At 73.1% G+C, this 17,354-nt stretch carries 14 protein-coding genes and 1 riboswitch; of the genes, 7 read left to right on the plus strand and 7 right to left on the minus strand.

Going from position 1 to position 17,354, the window contains the following annotated elements:
• The first annotated feature begins 44 nt into the window (after positions 1-44).
• Positions 45-212: a hypothetical protein gene (locus tag ACZ6NZ_RS15405; protein WP_167337262.1), complete on the plus strand. Its 168-nt coding sequence runs from the start codon at positions 45-47 to the stop codon at positions 210-212.
• A gap of 321 nt (positions 213-533) precedes the next feature.
• On the opposite strand, the gene ACZ6NZ_RS15410 is transcribed toward ACZ6NZ_RS15405, so the two are convergent.
• Positions 534-2,033 (minus strand): PrsW family intramembrane metalloprotease, encoded by a 1,500-nt coding sequence (locus ACZ6NZ_RS15410; protein WP_465858680.1) that lies wholly within the window; start codon positions 2,031-2,033, stop codon positions 534-536.
• Positions 2,034-2,056: 23 nt separating this feature from the next.
• Positions 2,057-2,177, plus strand: a riboswitch (SAM riboswitch).
• A gap of 46 nt (positions 2,178-2,223) precedes the next feature.
• Between ACZ6NZ_RS15410 and ACZ6NZ_RS15415 the strand changes: the two genes are divergently transcribed.
• Complete coding sequence (locus ACZ6NZ_RS15415; protein WP_465858681.1) at positions 2,224-3,483, plus strand: aminotransferase class V-fold PLP-dependent enzyme; 1,260 nt, start codon at positions 2,224-2,226, stop codon at positions 3,481-3,483.
• A 25-nt stretch (positions 3,484-3,508) separates the two neighbouring features.
• Here the strand turns inward: ACZ6NZ_RS15415 and ACZ6NZ_RS15420 are convergent, their stop codons facing one another.
• Entirely contained in the window at positions 3,509-4,744 is a 1,236-nt protein-coding gene (locus ACZ6NZ_RS15420; protein WP_465858682.1) for an FUSC family protein, read from the minus strand.
• 106 nt (positions 4,745-4,850) lie between these two features.
• On the opposite strand from ACZ6NZ_RS15420, the gene ACZ6NZ_RS15425 reads away from it, so the two are divergent.
• On the plus strand, positions 4,851-5,507 hold the full coding sequence (locus tag ACZ6NZ_RS15425) for an HD domain-containing protein (RefSeq protein WP_465858683.1): 657 nt from the start codon (positions 4,851-4,853) through the stop codon (positions 5,505-5,507).
• Here the strand turns inward: ACZ6NZ_RS15425 and ACZ6NZ_RS15430 are convergent.
• The gene (locus tag ACZ6NZ_RS15430) at positions 5,479-5,763 is read right to left on the minus strand and encodes a DUF4031 domain-containing protein (RefSeq protein ID WP_366610805.1); all 285 of its coding nucleotides are present in this window, start codon (positions 5,761-5,763) and stop codon (positions 5,479-5,481) included. The genes ACZ6NZ_RS15425 and ACZ6NZ_RS15430 overlap by 29 nt on opposite strands.
• Before the next feature lie 68 nt (positions 5,764-5,831).
• Between ACZ6NZ_RS15430 and ACZ6NZ_RS15435 the strand changes: the two genes are divergently transcribed.
• Positions 5,832-7,232, plus strand: coding sequence for an FAD-binding oxidoreductase (locus ACZ6NZ_RS15435; RefSeq protein ID WP_465858684.1), 1,401 nt, complete (start codon positions 5,832-5,834; stop codon positions 7,230-7,232).
• Positions 7,233-7,242: 10 nt separating this feature from the next.
• On the opposite strand, the gene ACZ6NZ_RS15440 is transcribed toward ACZ6NZ_RS15435, so the two are convergent.
• Together ACZ6NZ_RS15440 and ACZ6NZ_RS15445 are read right to left on the minus strand one after the other, a co-directional pair.
• Positions 7,243-7,743 (minus strand): hypothetical protein, encoded by a 501-nt coding sequence (locus ACZ6NZ_RS15440; RefSeq protein WP_465858685.1) that lies wholly within the window; start codon positions 7,741-7,743, stop codon positions 7,243-7,245.
• A 124-nt stretch (positions 7,744-7,867) separates the two neighbouring features.
• A complete protein-coding gene (locus tag ACZ6NZ_RS15445; RefSeq protein WP_465858878.1) occupies positions 7,868-9,733 on the minus strand; it encodes a glycerol-3-phosphate dehydrogenase/oxidase in 1,866 nt (621 codons plus the stop codon).
• Positions 9,734-10,051: 318 nt separating this feature from the next.
• Here ACZ6NZ_RS15445 and ACZ6NZ_RS15450 point away from each other — a divergent pair, with 318 nt between their 5' ends.
• The 3 genes from ACZ6NZ_RS15450 (at position 10,052) to ACZ6NZ_RS15460 (ending at position 14,190) form a co-directional block, all read left to right on the plus strand.
• Positions 10,052-12,871, plus strand: a complete 2,820-nt coding sequence (locus ACZ6NZ_RS15450) for a S8 family serine peptidase (protein WP_465858686.1) — start codon at positions 10,052-10,054, stop codon at positions 12,869-12,871.
• A 56-nt stretch (positions 12,872-12,927) separates the two neighbouring features.
• Positions 12,928-13,863, plus strand: a complete 936-nt coding sequence (locus tag ACZ6NZ_RS15455) for a GNAT family N-acetyltransferase (protein ID WP_465858687.1) — start codon at positions 12,928-12,930, stop codon at positions 13,861-13,863.
• A gap of 78 nt (positions 13,864-13,941) precedes the next feature.
• Positions 13,942-14,190, plus strand: coding sequence for a hypothetical protein (locus tag ACZ6NZ_RS15460; protein ID WP_465858688.1), 249 nt, complete (start codon positions 13,942-13,944; stop codon positions 14,188-14,190).
• Positions 14,191-14,246: 56 nt separating this feature from the next.
• On the opposite strand, the gene groL is transcribed toward ACZ6NZ_RS15460, so the two are convergent.
• Positions 14,247-15,869, minus strand: a complete 1,623-nt coding sequence (gene groL, locus ACZ6NZ_RS15465; protein ID WP_354882257.1) for a chaperonin GroEL — start codon at positions 15,867-15,869, stop codon at positions 14,247-14,249.
• A gap of 272 nt (positions 15,870-16,141) precedes the next feature.
• The gene (locus ACZ6NZ_RS15470; protein ID WP_465858689.1) at positions 16,142-17,305 is read right to left on the minus strand and encodes a hypothetical protein; all 1,164 of its coding nucleotides are present in this window, start codon (positions 17,303-17,305) and stop codon (positions 16,142-16,144) included.
• Between the last annotated feature and the right edge of the window lie 49 nt (positions 17,306-17,354).

Here is a 17,354-nt window from a genome sequence, read left to right on the forward strand (position 1 = left end):
CACGACGGGAAGCCATCCGGCGACCGTGGCCCTGGGGAGGGACGATGCCGGTATTCGTGAAGAAGCTCTTGACCTGGGGCAGTGTCGCGTTCCTGATCTACTTCATGGCCTTCCGGCCGGACGGTGCCGCGCAGATGTTCCGGGCGATCGGCGCCGCGCTGATCGCGATGTTCCAGGGCCTCGGTGACTTCCTCACCTCCCTGATGACCTGAACCCACCAAGCCACACCACGGAACCCGCCCGCCGCCCCCACGCGTCACGCCACGCGCGATGTAACCCAAACCCCGCGTCGATCATGGAGTTGTGGTGCTGGACAAAGCCCGCAATTAGCCCCAAGCCAGGCACCACAACTCCATGATCGACCGGAGTCAGCCGCGATCTTGCACTTACTGTCCCGACGTATGGGGCATTCCACGCTTTTCGACAACCGAAACTGCAAGATCGACGCGGGGTGGGGTGGGGTGGGGGCGCGGGGGCGGGGGGCAGGCCGGCCGTGCTTCGGGGTGGGCTGGGCGCGGGCGGGCGGCGGCGGGTCAGGGGTGGGTTGGTGGCCAGGGGGAGGGTGGGCGTAGGGCGGGCCAGCCGGGTGGGGTGGGTGAGGGGTAGCCCGCCGGAGCCGGGGCGGGCGACAGCACCACCGGGATCGGTACGACCGGCTCGTCCGGCGCGTCCACCACGCGCTCGGTGCCGTCCGGGAAGCGCAGCTGGTAGCGGGTGCCGTCCCAGACCCCCGCCGGAGCCTGCGGGTCCCGACCCACGAAGAACGACCGGTATTCGGTGATCGCGTCCAGCAGTTCCCGCTCCTCGCGGACGGTCCGCTCCTGGTCGGCGGGTTTGCGGTCCAGGCCGCGCAGGGCCCCGTCGCGCAGCAGGGCCAGCCGGGTGGCGGCGGACTGGTAACCCCGCATCGCCCGTACCCCGGCGTCGCCGGCCACCCGTCGCGCCCAACTCCGGGCCGCGTGCCGCCGGCCGAGACTGCTCAGGGCGGCCACCTCGGGCGGGCTGAGCCAGCCGGCGCGTACGTAGTCGGGCAGGACCCGCTCGGTGAGCCGCCCCTCCCAGGCGCGCAGCCACAGCGCCAGTCCCACGGTGCCGAAGAAGACCGGCACCATGAGACCCAGGAAGCCGTACAGCATGATGATGGCCTCGCCGGTGGCCTGGGTCAGCGTGGGCAGCAGGTTCCACGTGCCGTGCAGCATCATCGCCAGCAGCAGACCGGCGATCGGCGCGAGCACCCGGATGCGCCGGTCCGCCGTCCGGGAGGCGATACCCAACCCCACACCGGTCATCGAGGTGAAGAGGGGGTGGGCGAACCCGAACAGCAGGATCCGCAGGATGAAGATCGCGATGACCTGCTGGATGCCGGTGGCCGGGCCGTACCGGTCGGCACCGGACGCGTAGCCCAACCCACCCAGGTAGAGGATGTTCTCCACCATCGCGAAGCCGACCGCGGCGAGCCCGCAGTAGACCAGGCCGTCGGTGATCCCCGACCACTCGCGGCGGCGGAACACCAGCAGCAGGATCGGGCCCAACGCCTTGGTCAGCTCTTCGATGAACGGTGCCACCAGCACCCCGGTGAGCGCCGACGGCAGGCCCCAGTCGTCGAAGCGGTTGGCCGCGAAGTCGTTCACGGTGAGCGAGGCGGCGGTGGAGACGAACGCCCCCCAGGCGAAACAGAAGATCAGATACTTCAACGGCTCCGGTTCGTAGCGGTCCAGCCAGAGGAAGCAACCGACCAGCACCGGCACCGGCAGAATGGCGGCGACCACCCCGATCAGCAGGGCCTGCACACCGAGCGACTGGCCGAGCGTGAAGACCATGAAGACCGCGCACGCCGCGATCAACAGCACCACCCCGGCCAGCACCAGGAACCGCCGCCAGCCCAGTCGGCGCAGCGGCATCCGCGGCGTCTTGCCCGTGGGCGGGCCGGCGGGCGCGGGCGGTGCGGCGGGCGCAGGCGGCAGCGGTGAACCGGGCGGGGTGTCGGCCATGCGGTCAGCGTAGCCATCCACCGCCGGCTGGTTCGGCCGCATCGGTAGCCGCTATGCTGCCGGCAGGTCACGAGCGCCAGCGTCAAGCCCCGGCTTGCTGGCCGGCAACCCTCGTCGAGTTCGCGGTGGGGTGCCCCGGGTGATGACCGGGCCCAGCCCGATCGGTGTGCTGGGCAAGCGCGGACCCCGTCCCGATGTCGCACCCGGGGTCCCTGACCCCGGAGGTTCCGGCGTGTCCGTCACTCTCGTCCCCTCGCTGCCCAGCCTGCCCACCGTGCCGTCCACGTCGCTCGACGTCCTCGGCGTGCCCGGCGAGATCAACCTGGACTACGCGGCCAGTGCGCCGTGCGCGCGGGCCGCCGCCGACGCGGTGGCCGAGCTGCTGCCCTGGTACGCCAGCGTGCATCGCGGAGCGGGAGCGCTGTCGCGGCGCTGCACCCTCGCGTACGAGCAGGCCCGGCAGACCATCGGCGACTTCTTCGGCGCTCGCGCCGACGATCATGTGATTTTCACCCGCAACACCACCGACGCGCTCAACCTGCTGGCACGGGCCGTGCCGGCCGGCACCACCGTGGTCACGTTCGCTGGCGAACACCACGCCAACCTGCTGCCCTGGCCGCGCGGGTCGGTGCGGCTGCCGGTGCCCAGCGACCCCGACGGGGCGGTTCGTGATCTCGCCGCCGCCCTCACCGAGCTGCGTCGGGGCAGCAGCCCGGCGTTGCCGGTGCTGGTCGCGGTGACCGGTGCGAGCAACGTGACCGGTGAGCGGTGGCCGGTCGCCGAGCTGGCGCGGGTGGCGCACCGGCACGGTGCTCGGATAGCGCTCGACGCCGCGCAGCTCGCCCCGCACGCCCCGGTCGATCTGCTGGCGCTGGACGTCGACTATCTGGCCGTGTCCGGCCACAAGCTGTACGCGCCGTTCGGCGCGGGCGTGCTGATCGGTCGCGCCGACTGGCTGGACGCCGCCCCGCCCTACCTGGCCGGCGGTGGCGCCACCAGCCACGTCGGGCCGGCCACCCACGACGTGACCTGGGCGACCGGCCCGGCCCGACACGAGGGCGGCACCCCGAACCTGCTCGGAGCGGTCGCGCTGGCGGCGGTGTGCAGGGCGCTCGACGAGGCGGACCGGAGCGCGCTGGCCGCCCACGAGCAGGCCCTGCTGGCCCGGCTGCGGAGCGGCCTCGCCGCCCTGCCGCACGTCGTCGAGCTGCGTACCTTCGGCCCGGACGCGCCCCGGGTCGGCATCGTCTCGTTCGTGGTCGCCGGCTGGGACTCCACCGAGGTGGCCACCCGGCTGGCCGCCGAGCACCACATCGGCGTACGGGACGGGTTGTTCTGTGCCCACCCGCTGGCCCGGCGTCTGCTCGGCGAGGCGGCGGGGCGGACCGGCCGGCGGGACCTGCCGCCCACCGCGCTGCGGGCCAGCATCGGGCTGGGCAGCACGGCCGCCGAGGTGGATCGGCTGCTCGCGGCCCTGGCCGAGCTGGCCTGAGGCCCGTCCGGGCGGTCGTTTCCGCTCAGCCGATCGGCGGGGCGGTGGGTGGCTTCGGCGCCTCGCCGGGCTCGGCGGGCTCACCGACCGGGCGCTCCTGCTCACCGAAGGCGGTGCGGATCCACCGGTTCGCCTCCTCCTGCTCGATGCCGGAGGCGACCAGCAGGTCGCTCGCTGTCGTCCGGATCTGGGCGATCACCACGCTGCCGGAGAACCCCACCCCGTCGCCGTACGCCCGGCCGGCCTCGCTGACCGCCCGCAGCGACCGCTCCCGCGCCTTCTCCGGCTCCTCACCGGCGGCGAACTCGTGTTTGAGCAGCCGGACCGACTCGGCGAGGTGGCCGATCGCGTCCGGCATCGGATCGGGTACCGGTTCCTCGTCCTCGACCAGCGTGACGGAACGGCGGATCAGGGTGCCGCTGTTGCGCATCGCCCGGTCGATCGGGTCGGCCGCCTCGGCGTAGTGGGTCAGTTCGTCGCGGCGGTGCCAGCGGGCCGGGGAGAGGGTGGCGGTCTCCTTCGCCCCCTCGATCGCCTCGCCCAGCGTGGCCAGCTCCTCCTTGTTGTTGCGCAGCCTCTCCAGTGCGGCCTGGACGGTGGCGCGGTCCCGGTTGCGCAGCCCGTCGGCGGTGGCGTCGAGCTGGGCGGCGAGCAGGTCCAAGGCGGGGCGGGCCGCCCGGTTGATCACCCGGAGCGGGTTCAGCGGCAGCAGCACCGCCGTGACCAGCAGCGCGATTCCGCCGCCGAGGAACGCGTCGACGAAGCGGGGGATCTCCAGGTTCTGGGTCGACGGACTCAACGTCACGATCAGCACCGCCGTGGCCGCCGCCTGGATGACGATGGCCACGCTCGCTCCGGCGAAGATGGTGAGCAGGATCGCCACGGTGACCACCAGGCCGAGCTGCCACGCCCCGGTGCCGAGCAGGTAGATCAGGAGGTCGCCGACGAACACTCCGACTCCCACCCCGACGATCAGCTCCACCGTCCGGCGGAACCGCTGACCGACCGACGCGGCCAGGGTGCCGACCGCGGAGATCGGCGCGAAGACCGGCTGCGGGTTGCCGAGCACCTTGTGCGAGATCAGGTACGCGAGCCCGGCGGCCAGCCCGGCCTGCACCGCGAGTCCGCCGGCCATCCGTACCCGGTGCAGCCGGTCGTGCAGGGTGGCCCGGCCGCGGTGGCGCAGTTGTTCGGTGGCCTCGGCGATCCGCGCGCCGTCGATGTCCACCAAACCGTCGCGCAGCGCGGTACGTCGCACCATCGGCTGTCGCTTGTCCCGGGCCACGGCCATGGGCGCGACTACCCGTGGTGGGCCCGCTGAACCCTCCCTACCCGCGCGTCACGGGTGGATGCGGCACACTCGGGCGGTGGTTGATCTGTTGGACCGGTGGCGGGCGGCGGCCCGGGGTGCCGGCGCGAGGCCCGGTCCGGACACCACCAGCGCCGGCGAGCAGTTGATCGCCCGCTGGCGGGAGCCGCACCGGCACTACCACACGGTAAGCCACCTGACGGCGGTGCTCGATGTGGTGGACCAGCACGCCGACCTGGTCGATCGGGCCGACGCGGTCCGGCTGGCGGCGTGGTTCCACGACGCGGTCTACGACCCCCGGGCCGACGGCGACGCCAACGAACGGGACAGCGCCGCGCTGGCCGAGAGCGTGCTCACCGGGCTCGGGTTGCCGGGGCCCACGGTGGCCGAGGTGCGCCGGCTGGTGCTGCTCACCGCCGGGCACGCGGTGACGCCGGGCGACCGGGACGGCGTGCTGCTCTGCGACGCCGACCTGGCCGTACTGGCCGCGCCGCCGGCCAGCTACGAGCGTTACGCGGCGGCGATCCGCCGGGAGTACGCCCACGTGCCGGAACCGGCCTTCCGGGCTGGGCGGGCCGCCGTGCTGACCGGCCTGCTGTCGCTGCCCGCGCTGTTCCGGTCGCCACCGCTGGCGAGCCGGTGGGAGGAGCCCGCCCGGGACAATGTGCGCCGCGAGCTGGCCGCCCTCACCGGGGCACCGGAGAACGCGGCTTGACCAGGTGCTTCGGCCGACGCAGGTCGGCGGCGCGGAGCAACCGGACCAACTCCCGACTCGGCACCACTTCAGCACCGAGCCACACCGCCGCCGCGAACCGGTCCGCCGGGATGTCGTAGTGGTCCCGGTCGAAGCCGCGCCGGGGAGCGCCGAGCGCCTCGGCGAAGGCGTGCAGCTCGGCGTACGAGACGTCGCTGATCAGGTGCGACCAGAGCCGGCCGCGCCACGGCCAGGCCGGCCGGTCCAGGTAGAGCACGGGTGCCACGTTAACCCGCTCAGTCGATCATGTTGATGATCGCCCGGTACCGCCCTAACCTCGGCTGCATGGCCCCCACCGTGCTCCTCGACGACCTGCGCGCCGCGCTCGGTGACGACGCCGTGCTCAGCGATCCGGACCTGCTGCGCCTGCACCAGCGGGACGAGGCCGATCTGTGTGCCGCCGGCGTCCCGCTGGTGGTGACCCGCCCGCGCGACACCGGACAGGTGGTCGCCGTGATCCAGGCGGCGGCGCGGCACGGCGTACCGGTGGTGCCGCAGGGCGCACGGACCGGGCTGGCCGGCGCGGCGAACGCGGTGGACGGCGCGGTGGTGCTCAGCACCGTCGCCATGAACGCGATCCGGGAGATCGACCCGGTGAGCCGGATCGCCGTGGTCCAACCGGGGGTGGTCAACGCGGCCCTGGCCGCGGCGGTGGCGGAACAGGGACTGTGGTACCCGCCGGACCCCGGCTCCTGGGAGTCGTCCACGATCGGCGGCAACGTGGCCACCAACGCCGGCGGCATGTGCTGCGTGAAGTACGGAGTGACCACCGAGTACGTGCTCGGCCTGGAGGTGGTGCTCGCCTCCGGTGAGGTGCTGCGCACCGGCCGGCGTACGGCCAAGGGGGTGGCCGGATATGACCTGACCCGACTGTTCGTCGGGTCGGAGGGCACCCTTGGCGTGATCACCGAGGTGACCGTGGCGCTGCGGCCCGCCCCGGCCGACTCACTGACCCTGGTGGCGGTCTTCGGATCCACCGCCACGGCCGGCGCGGCGGTGGCCGAGATCGCGGCTCGCGGTCTCACCCCCAGCCTGCTGGAGTTGCTGGACCAGACCCACCTGCGGGCGATCGAGGCGTACCGACCGATGGGGTTGCGGACCGACGCGCAGGCCCTGTTGCTGGCCGCCGCCGACACCGGCTCCCGCGCGGCGGACGACCTGGCCGTGCTGGCGGAGGTGTGCGAGGCCGTCGGCGCCGACGAGGTCTACGCGGCCACCGACGCGGTGGAGGCGGCGGCGCTGCTCCAGGCTCGCCGGCTGGCCCACCCGGCGATGGAGAAGTTCGCGGCGGACGCCTACCCGGGCGGCAACGGCGGTCTGGTGATCGACGACGTGGCGGTGCCGCGCGGCGCGCTCGCCGCGCTCCTGGACGGGGTTGCCCGGATCGCGGCCGAGTGTGAGGTGCCGATCGGCGTGGTGGGGCACGCCGGGGACGGCAACATGCATCCGAACATCGTTGTCGACCGGGCCGACCCGGCGAGCGTGGAGCGGGGTCGGCGGGCCTTCGACGAGATCATGCGGCTCGGCCTGGGCCTGGGCGGCACGTGCACCGGTGAGCACGGGGTGGGGCTGCTCAAGCGGGACTGGCTGGCCCGGGAGATCGGGCCGGTCGGTGTCCGGGTGCATCAGGCGATCAAGTCGGCGCTCGACCCGGCCGGCCTGCTCAACCCGGGCAAGGTGCTCTGACCGGCTGCGGTCAGCCCTTGACCTCGGCCGGGGTCGCCTGGGTGAGCAGCAGCAGGATCTCCCCGGCGACCGGCGTGAGCTCCTCGCCCGGGCAGTCCTGGGAGGTGATCAGCCCGGTCGAGGTGATGAGGCTGGACGTCAGCGCGTCGATGCAGGTCGTCCGGTACCGCCGGGCCTGATCGGTCTCGTCGGCCAGCTTCGGGTTGGCCAGCAGCACCTGGAGCCGTTCGGTCAGCTCCGGCGCGAGGGTGCCCCGGGAGGTCACGCCGTCGCCGGCGCAGTCGACGCACTGCCACGCGCCGTTGCGCTCGACGCTCAGGGTGCGCATTGGCCCGTCCTCGCCGAGCCGCTGGAGCAGGCTCACCTGACCGGCGGCCACAGTGGTGGGGATCTCCGGCTGCGAGCCGCCACCCGCCGTGCCGGGGGTCGGTTGCGCCACCGGGGTGCTCGGCTTGTCTCCCTCGAACAGGGAGCACCCGGTCAGGGCGCCGACGAGCGCGACGGCGAGCAAGGGTACGAGCAGACGAGGGCGCGCGCGGGCTAGCACGCGCGGAAACCTACCCCACCGTAGGTAGCGTTCGAAACCACCATCCGGGCCGGTATCGATGGTTACCCATCGGTAACGTCGCAATTCGTCATCGAGCGGACGAGCGCAGCTCCGCCTGGTTGTCGTCACCCCGGTCAGCCGCGTAACCCCTGACGTCCGGAGCGCCGAGGCGGGCCGCGTCCGCCGCCGCGTCGTCCGGCATCAACTGGGACTGACGCTCCGCCTCCACCCGAACCCGGTAGTGCTCGACCTCGCGCGCCCGGGTGGCCGCGTCCCAACCGAGCACCGCCCCCATCAACTCTGCGGTGTGCTCCGCCGACTCCAGCCCCCGGTGGCTGGTCTCGAACGAGATGCGGGTCCGCCGGGTCAGCACGTCCTCCAGGTGCAGCGCGCCCTCGGCCCGCGCCGCGTACGCGACCTCCGCCGCCAGATACTCCGGGGCACCAGCCAACGGGGACGCCAGCAGAGGATCGGCGTCGACCAGCGCCAGCAGGTCCAGGGTGAGGGTGCCGTACCGCTCCAGCAGGTGCTCCACCACGCCCACCGGCACCCCGTGCCGGCGGGCCAGGTCGGCCCGGTCCCGCCACATCGCCGGGTAACCGTCCGCACCGAGCAGCGGCAGGTCGGCGGTACGCGACGAGCGAGCGCCACCGAGCCGGCGAACGGCCCGGTCGACCACGTCGGACGCCATCACCCGGTACGTCGTGTACTTGCCGCCAGCGACCAGCAGCAGCCCGAGCATCGGCTCGAAGACAGCGTGCTCCCGGGAGAGCTTCGAGGTCGAGTCGGCCTCGCCGGCCAGCAGTGGCCGCAGCCCGGCGTACACCCCCTCGATGTCGGCGGTGGTCAGCGGCCGTTCCAGCACGGTGTTGACCTGCTGGAGGAGGTAGTCGATGTCGCGGGCCGAGGCGGCCGGGTGGGACCGGTCCAGCCGCCAGTCGGTGTCCGTGGTGCCGATGATCCAGTGCCCGCCCCACGGGATGACGAAGAGCACCGAACTCGCCGTACGCAGGATGAGCCCCGTCTCACCGGTGATCGCCGAGCGGGGCACCACCAGGTGCACCCCCTTGGAGGCGCGCACCCGGATGCCGGGCCGCAGGCCGACGTCATTGAGCATCCGGGACATGTCGTCGCTCCACACACCGGTGGCGGCGATGACGGTGCGGGCCTGCACCTCGAACTCCGCGTCCGGCGAGCCCGGCGGCGCCTCCAGGTCCCGGACGCGGACGCCGGTCACCTCGCGGGCCTGCCGGATCAACCCGACGGCACGGGCACTGCTCACCACCGTGGCGCCGAGGCTGGCCGCGGTCCGGGCCAGGGTGACAACCAGCCGGGCGTCGTCGACCTGCCCGTCGTAGTAGCGGATCGCCCCGGCCAGCGCGTCGGCCCGCAGGCTCGGGAAGATCCGCCGGGCACCCTCCCGGGTCAGGTGACGGTGCAGGGGCATTCCCCGACCCCCGCCGAAGAGCCCGGCGAAGGCGTCGTACGCGGCCACCCCGGCGCCGTAGTACGAACGCCGGAAGACCCGGGCCGGCAGGTCCCGCAGGCCCCGCCCGGCCGGCAGCGGCACCATGATCGGCACCGGGCGTACCAGGTGCGGCGCGAGCCGGGTGGCCAGCAGGCCGCGCTCGGTGAGCGCCTCGTGGACCAGGTGGAACTCCAACTGCTCCAGATACCGCAGGCCACCGTGGATGAGTTTGCTGGACCGGCTGGAAGTCCCGGCGGCGAGGTCACGCGCCTCGACCAGCGCCACCTTCAGGCCACGGGACGCGGCGTCCAGGGCGGCACCGGCTCCGGTCACCCCGCCCCCGATGACCAGCACGTCGAAGCGCTCGGCACGCAGTCGACGCAGGTCGGACGCACGGCGGACCGGTGAGAGCTGACCGGCGACGGATCGGGAGACATTCGGGTCGCGCACCTGTCCACCGTAACCGTCGAGGCACCGAGTCGACATTCGCCGCCCGCCCCGCACCGCGCCCACCTGCTGCGGAGCCCGCACGACACGTCCCGCCACCCGACCCCCGCCGACCGCGCCACCCGACCCCGGCCGATCCCGGCCGACCGCGCCACCCGACCCCACCCGACCGCGCCACCCGACCCCACCCGACCGCGCCACACGACCCCCGGCCGACCGCGCCACCCGACCGTTCGCAGATCTTGGACACTTTCCGTCACGCGATGACGGAAAGTGTCCAAGATCTGCACGGTTCCTCGGCGTCCCGGAACCCGACGGTCGGGTCGAATCCCTTCCTCGTAGTCGTAAGGTTCTCGGATGCAAGGTCAACCTGCGTACCAGGGCCCCAGCGACCGCAGTTCCCCGTGGCCGGTGGTCGCGGCCGTGCTGGTCGGCTGCTGGACGGTTGCGGTCACCGTGGGCACCCAGACCGGTGGCTGGCTCACCGATCAGGTGCTGCTGGGCTTCGGACGGGACCGGCTCGGCTGGCTCTGGCCCGTGCTCGGCCTGGCCACCGTCGTGCTGGCCGGCACGCCCGCCCTGCTGCTGGCCGTCCTGCCCCGATCGGGCGCGGTCCGGGCCACCGGGCGGGCCTGGTTGATCGGGGCACTCGTACTCGGTGTGCTCACCCTGCTGCGGGCAGTGCCGCCGGTGCACCATGAGGCGTACCTCGCCGCGCTGGCCGGCGCCGCATCGCTCAGCGCGCTCGCCGTGCGGTGGTCGACCCGCCGGTGGGCGTACCCCGGGCTGGTCGGCCCGGCCGGCGGCCCGGCACCCACCGGAGGCGGCGACGCCACTCGGCCCGAGGCCGCCGGACGGCCCGAGACCATCGTGGGCAGAGGTACCACCCGGCCCGGGGCCACGGGAGGCGGCGACGCCACGCGGCCCGAGGCTGCCAGAGAGGGCGACGCCACGCCGATCGCGGCCGCCAGAGACGGCGGCGCCACCGGGCCCGAGGCCAGCGGAAACGCGGAGTCGGCCGGACGGCGCGTGCGCCGTGCTGGCCCGGTGCCGCTACTCGCGGTGGCCGCCGGGTTGGCGCTGCTGCTGCCGTGGGCCTGGCTGGGCGCGCTCGGCGGCCTTCTGGAGACCGCTCTCGCGCTGCTGGCGGCCGCCGCGCTCGGGGTGCTCGCCGCGACGCTGCTGGACGCCCCCTTCTGGGCCCGGTTCGCGGTTGGGCGACCACCCCGGCCAGCTCGGCTGGTGCTGGTCGGCGGACTGGTCGCCGGGGTGGCGCTGCTGCTGCTCGCGGCCGGGACCGGGCAGTCAGGCGCGCAAATGCCCGCGCTGCTGACCCTGCCGCCGGTGGGTTTCGCGCTGGCCGCGCTCTGGGCCGCCACCTGGCGGCCCACCGCCGACCCGGCCCAGGCCGCGCTCTGGGCCGCCACCCGGCAGCCCACCGCCGACCCGGCCGAAGCCGCACTCTGGGCCGGGCCAACCGGTGACCCGGCCGAAGCCGCACTCTGGGCCGGGCCAACCGGTGACCCGGCCGAAGCCGCACTCTGGGCTGGGCCAACCGGTGACCCGGCGCAGGCCGCGCGCGCCGGCCGAGCGGCGACCGGTTGGCTCGTGGGTCTGGCCACGCTCGGCCCGTTGGCCTTCACCGACCCGGAAGAGATCAGCCTGCTGCTGGTCGGCACCCGGGACATCCCGTTCTGGGTGGCGGTCGCCGCCGGCGTCGGGCTCGCCGTCGCGGTCCTGGTCGCCATCGGGTACGCCGTGCTGCTCGCCCGGCCGACGGCACGTACCCCGAGCAGGCGGGTCGCCGCGGTGGCGGCCGTGGTGCTGCTGGTGGCGTTCGGGGCGGTCGATCTCGGCCCCGGCCAGCCGGGCCTGTACGGCGAGCGGCTGTTCGTGGTGCTGCGTACGCAGGCCGATTTGAGCGGTCTCCCGGCCGCCGCGCCGGGCCGGGCCGGACGGGACGCCCGCGCGGCGGAGGTCTACCGGCGGCTGGTGACGACCGCCGAGCAGAGCCAGGGCGACCTGCTCCGGGGGTTGAACCGGCTGCGGCTCGACCCGGTGTCGTACTACCTGGTCAACGCGGTCGAGGTGGACGGCGGGCCGGCGGTTCGGGCGTGGCTCGCCCGTCGACCGGAGGTGGCGCGGGTGCTGGTCAGCCAGCGCCTGCGACCGTTGCCGGCCCCGGCCGGGCAGAGCCGGGGCACCCTGGCCAAGCCCGCCGGCCCGGAGTGGAACATCCGTCAGATCGGCGCCGACCGGGTGTGGTCCCAACTTCAGGTCACCGGCGCGGGCATCGTGGTCGGCAGCTCCGACTCCGGGGTGGACGGCGGCCATCCGGCGCTACGCGCCAACTTCCGTGGTGGGGACGACTCCTGGTACGACCCGTGGGACGACACCCGGAGCCCGACCGACCAGGGCGGGCACGGCACCCACACGGTGGGCAGCGCGGTCGGGCGGGACGGCATCGGGGTGGCCCCGGACGCGCAGTGGGTGGGCTGCGTCAACCTGGACCGCAACCTCGGTAGCCCCGCGCACTATCTGGACTGTCTCCAGTTCATGTTGGCGCCCTTCCCGGCCGGCGGCGACCCGTTCACCGACGGCCGTCCCGAGCGCGCCCCGCAGGTGCTGACCAACTCGTGGGGCTGCCCGCCGATCGAGGGTTGCGACCAGCGCGTGCTGCGGCCGGCCACCGCCGCCCTCGACGCCGCCGGGATCTTCGTGGTCGCCGCGGCCGGCAACACCGGCCCGTGGTGCGCCTCGATCGACGATCCGCCCGCCCCCTACCCGGACGTGCTGACCGTGGGCGCGGTGGACGACCAACGGCGGGTCGCCGAGTTCTCGTCGCGCGGGCCGGGGCCGGACGGCTCGGGTAAACCGGACGTGCTGGCACCGGGGGTGGGTGTGGTGTCGGCCATGCCGGGCGGCACGTATGCCGAGCTGGACGGCACGTCGATGGCGACCCCGCAGGTGGCCGGGGTGGTCGCGCTGATGTGGTCGGCGAACCCGGCGCTGGTCGGCGACGTGACACGGACCCGGCAGATCCTGCGGGACACCGCCACGAAGGTGACGCCCACCTATCGCTCCGACAGCCCCTCCGACGCCTGTGGCGCTCCGGCGAACATCACCGGCGCCGGCCAGGTCGACGCCTACGCCGCCGTTCGCGCCGCCCAGCGGTGATGGTCGCCCACGGGCGGGGGTGCGGCTCGACATCCGGTGATCTAGGGTCGGCGACCATGGACGCCGAGATCATCGTCACCGAGCTGACCGCCGACCTGGTCACCAGCGTCGTGCAGCTCTGCCAGCAGGCACTCGACCTGCCCGAGGACTCCGCCGAGGCGGCTTCCATCGTGGACGTGCTCTGGACCCGGGCCGCCACCGACCGGCCCGTGGTCGGGCTGGGCGCGTACCGAGGTGCGGACCTGGTGGGGGTGCTGATCTGTTCGGTGTCGTCGATCGAGCCGGGGATCGGGCACGTCGACCTGGTCGCGGTCCTCGCGGATCAGCGGCGTCGGGGCGTCGGCCGGGCGCTGCTCCAGCGGGCCGAGCGGGTGCTCGCCGACCGCGGCGCGACCGAAGTGCTGTTGGCTGGGAACCCGCCGTACTACGCGTGGCCGGGGATCGACGTCCGCTACACGCCGGCGGTCTGCGCCGCCCTCGCGCTCGGCTACCAGCAGGACCGGACCGCCTGGAACATGACCGCGGATCTGTCGTACGACGGGTCGCCGGCACTGAGGTCCACCGAGGCGACGGAGCGGCGGCTGGCCGACCAGGGCGTCACGGTACGCCGCGCGGAGCCTTCGGACCTGCCGGCGCTGACCGCGTTCGCCCGGTCCACCTTCGGCGGAACGTGGGACGGCGAGCTGGCCGGGTCGGTGGGACGCGCCGACGCCGGTTGCCACCTGGCGGAGCGGGACGGCGAGGTGCTCGGGTTCGCCGCGTACGGGTCGTCCCGGCCGAGTTGGTTCGGGCCGATGGGCACCGCACCGGCCGCGGAGGGGTCGGGCATCGGTGGTGTGCTGTTGCGGCGCTGCCTGCGCGACCAGCGGGCGGCGGGGCTGGACCGGGCACAGATCGGCTGGGTAGGACCGGTGCCGTTCTACTCGGGAAGCGCGGGTGCGCGGATCGAGCGGGTCTTCTTCCTGTACCGGCGAACCCCGCCCCGGGGATAACCAGGGCAAACAGGACATAGATCCATTCGCCCGCACCGGCCAACGACGCCCCCTACCGTTTCGGTAGAGGAGGCAGCCATGACCACGGATGACAACCAGACCGAGGACGGCCCGCCGATCACCTGGAAGCCGGTGGAAGAACTCCCCGGCCAACTGCCGTTCGACCGGCTCGACTACGGCGACGCCGAGCAACTGGCGGAGATGACCACCGACGGTGAGCCGTCGGTGGTCGAGGAGCCGCAGGAGATGGTGGACGCACCGATCCAACTGCTTCCGCCGTACAGCCGGGCACAGAAGCGGCGCAACCAGCGCCCACTTCCGACCTGACGACGAACGGGGCGGACCGCGTCAGCGGCCCGCCCCGTTCGGTGTCGGAACTGGACTCAGAAGTCCATGTCCCCGCCACCCGGGCCAGCCGGGGCAGCCGGGGTCTTCTCCGGCTTGTCCGCGACAACAGCCTCGGTGGTGAGGAAGAGCGCCGCGATGGAAGCGGCGTTCTGCAGCGCCGAACGCGTCACCTTGGCCGGGTCGATGATGCCCGCGGCCAGCAGGTCGACGTACTCGCCGTTGGCGGCGTTCAGACCGTGACCGGCCTCGATGTTGCGGACCTTCTCCACCACGACGCCGCCCTCAAGGCCGGCGTTGACGGCGATCTGCCGCAGCGGGGCGTCCAGCGCGACCTTGACGATGTTCGCACCGGTCGCCTCGTCGCCGACCAGGTCGAGCTTGTCGAAAGCGGTCTTGCCGGCCTGCACCAGCGCGACGCCACCACCCGGGACGATGCCCTCCTCGACGGCCGCCTTCGCGTTGCGAACGGCGTCCTCGATGCGGTGCTTGCGCTCCTTGAGCTCGACCTCGGTGGCCGCGCCGACCTTGATGACCGCGACGCCGCCGGCCAGCTTGGCCAGCCGCTCCTGCAGCTTCTCGCGGTCGTAGTCGGAGTCGCTCTTGTCGATCTCGGCCCGGATCTGGTTGACCCGGCCCTGGATCTGCTCGGCGTCACCGGCACCGTCGACGATGGTGGTCTCGTCCTTGGTCACCACGACCTTGCGGGCGCGGCCCAGCATGTCGACGCTGGCGGCGTCGAGCTTGAGGCCGACCTCCTCGCTGATGACCTGGCCACCGGCGAGGATGGCAATGTCGGTCAGCATGGCCTTGCGGCGGTCACCGAAGCCCGGCGCCTTGACGGCGACCGACTTGAAGGTGCCACGGACCTTGTTGACCACCAGGGTGGCGAGGGCCTCGCCCTCCAGGTCCTCGGCGATGATCAGCAGCGGCTTGCCCGACTGCATGACCTTCTCGAGGATCGGGAGCAGGTCCTTCACCGACGAGATCTTGCTGTTGGCGATCAGGATGTACGGGTCGTCGAAGACGGCCTCCATACGCTCCGGGTCGGTCATGAAGTAGGCCGAGATGTAGCCCTTGTCGAAGCGCATACCCTCGGTGAGCTCCAGCTCCAGCCCGAAGGTGTTGCTCTCCTCGACGGTGATGACGCCTTCCTTGCCGACCTTGTCCATCGCCTCGGCGATGATCTCGCCGACGGTGCTGTCGCCAGCGGAGATGGAGGCGGTGGAGGCGATCTGCTCCTTGGTCTCGACGTCCTTGGCGAGCTTGGACAGCTCCTCCGAGACGCTCGCGACAGCGGCCTCGATGCCCCGCTTCAGGGCCATCGGGTTGGCGCCGGCGGCCACGTTGCGCAGGCCCTCGCGAACCAGGGCCTGGGCCAGGACGGTCGCCGTCGTCGTGCCGTCACCGGCAACGTCGTCGGTCTTCTTGGCGACCTCCTTGACCAGCTCAGCGCCGATCTTCTCGTACGGGTCCTCGAGCTCGATCTCCTTGGCGATGCTCACACCATCGTTGGTGATGGTGGGGGCACCCCACTTCTTCTCGAGCACGACGTTGCGGCCCTTGGGGCCGAGGGTCACCTTTACGGCGTCGGCGAGCTGGTTCATGCCCCGCTCGAGGCCGCGGCGCGCCTCTTCGTCGAACGCGATCATCTTGGCCATACGGCGTTGTCCTCCTGGACACTCACGGGCCACCCGAGATGTGTGCCCCGGATGGGCCGCCTGGTGTACGCACCTTGGGACGTCGCCACCTGGCGACGACGACGTCCTTCGGCCGGGCCGGATAGCCCGCGACGACCGGCCATGTGCCGCCCCGGCGTCTCCACGCCGGTGCAACCTGGCCCCACCGTCCCGACCATTGGCACTCACGGTATGCGAGTGCCAATGACTTGTTTAGCACTCTCCCCTGCCGAGTGCAAGCACGATGCCGCCGCTCAGCCGAGTTCGGCGGCCAGTCCAGCGCTGTTCACCGGCGCCTCATGGGCACGCTGCTCGGCGTACGTCACCAGCAGACCGATCATCTGCGCGAGGTGGGCCGGCAGGGCCAGCACGGCGGTGATCCCGATCACCACCACCGCCCCGGCGGCGGTACCCGCCGACGAGAACGGATCCGTACCGAACGCGCCGGTGCCGATCCCCTCCAGGCCACCGGGGATCAGCGTGCCGACGATCACCGCAACGGCCACCAGGGCCACCCGTCCGAGCAGCAGGCCGAGTCGGTCGTGGAACATCCGGAACGAGCGACCGATCGGGTTGTGGCGTTCGAAGAGATAGACCGGGCCGGCCATGCTCAGCGCGAAGGCCAGGTAGACACCCGGCAGGACGCAGAAGCAGACGCCGACGCCGATCAGCAGGCTGACCAACAGGGTCCACGCCCACAGCCCGAGTGCCCGACGCAGGCCGTAGCGCAACGCCGACTCCAGGCTGGCCGGCTGACCGGCCGCCTGCTGGGTGATCACCCAGGTGCCGGCGGCCCACCCGATGGCCTGCACCAACCCGACGACGATGCTGCCGCCGAGCAGCAGGACCAGGAGGCTCAGCAGTTCGACGACGAAATTGTCCGGCAGCGCGGGGGTCGACGTCGATCCGGCCTGGGCGGCCCACTTCGCCGACGGGTCCAGCCCGAGGGAGAGCACCGAGAGCACCGCCGCCGGCAGCACCTGGGTGAGCAGCATGATCGGCACCAACTGCCGCCAGCCCCGGCGCAGCGCTTGACCGCACCGGTTGAACCAGCCGCCGATGCCCGCGCCGGGTGGCGTGACCAGGGCGTCGTTCGGGTCAGCCCCGTAACCCGGCGGGTACCAGCCGACCGGCGGCCCCGGGTACCACGGCTGCCCTCCGTAGGGACCCGACCCGGGCGGGTAGCCCCCGGTGGGCGGGAACCCCCAGCCCTGCGGTGGCGGGGCCGCACCCCAGGCACCCTGAGCGGGATCCCAGCCCGGCGGCGGACCGGCGGGGCCGGTGGACGGGCCGGCCGGGGGTGTGCCCGGCCCCCAGCCAGGCGGCGGCCCGGCGGGCCCGGGGCTGCCGGCGGGCGAGGACTCCTCCGGCTCCCCCGACCCGGAGGACGGAATGTGCGGGGGTGGCTGGTCGGTCATGAACGCTCCTCAGCATCGGCTGGAACGGTTCACGATCTTCCCGGCTGCA

This window comes from Micromonospora sp. NPDC047756 (assembly GCF_055587245.1).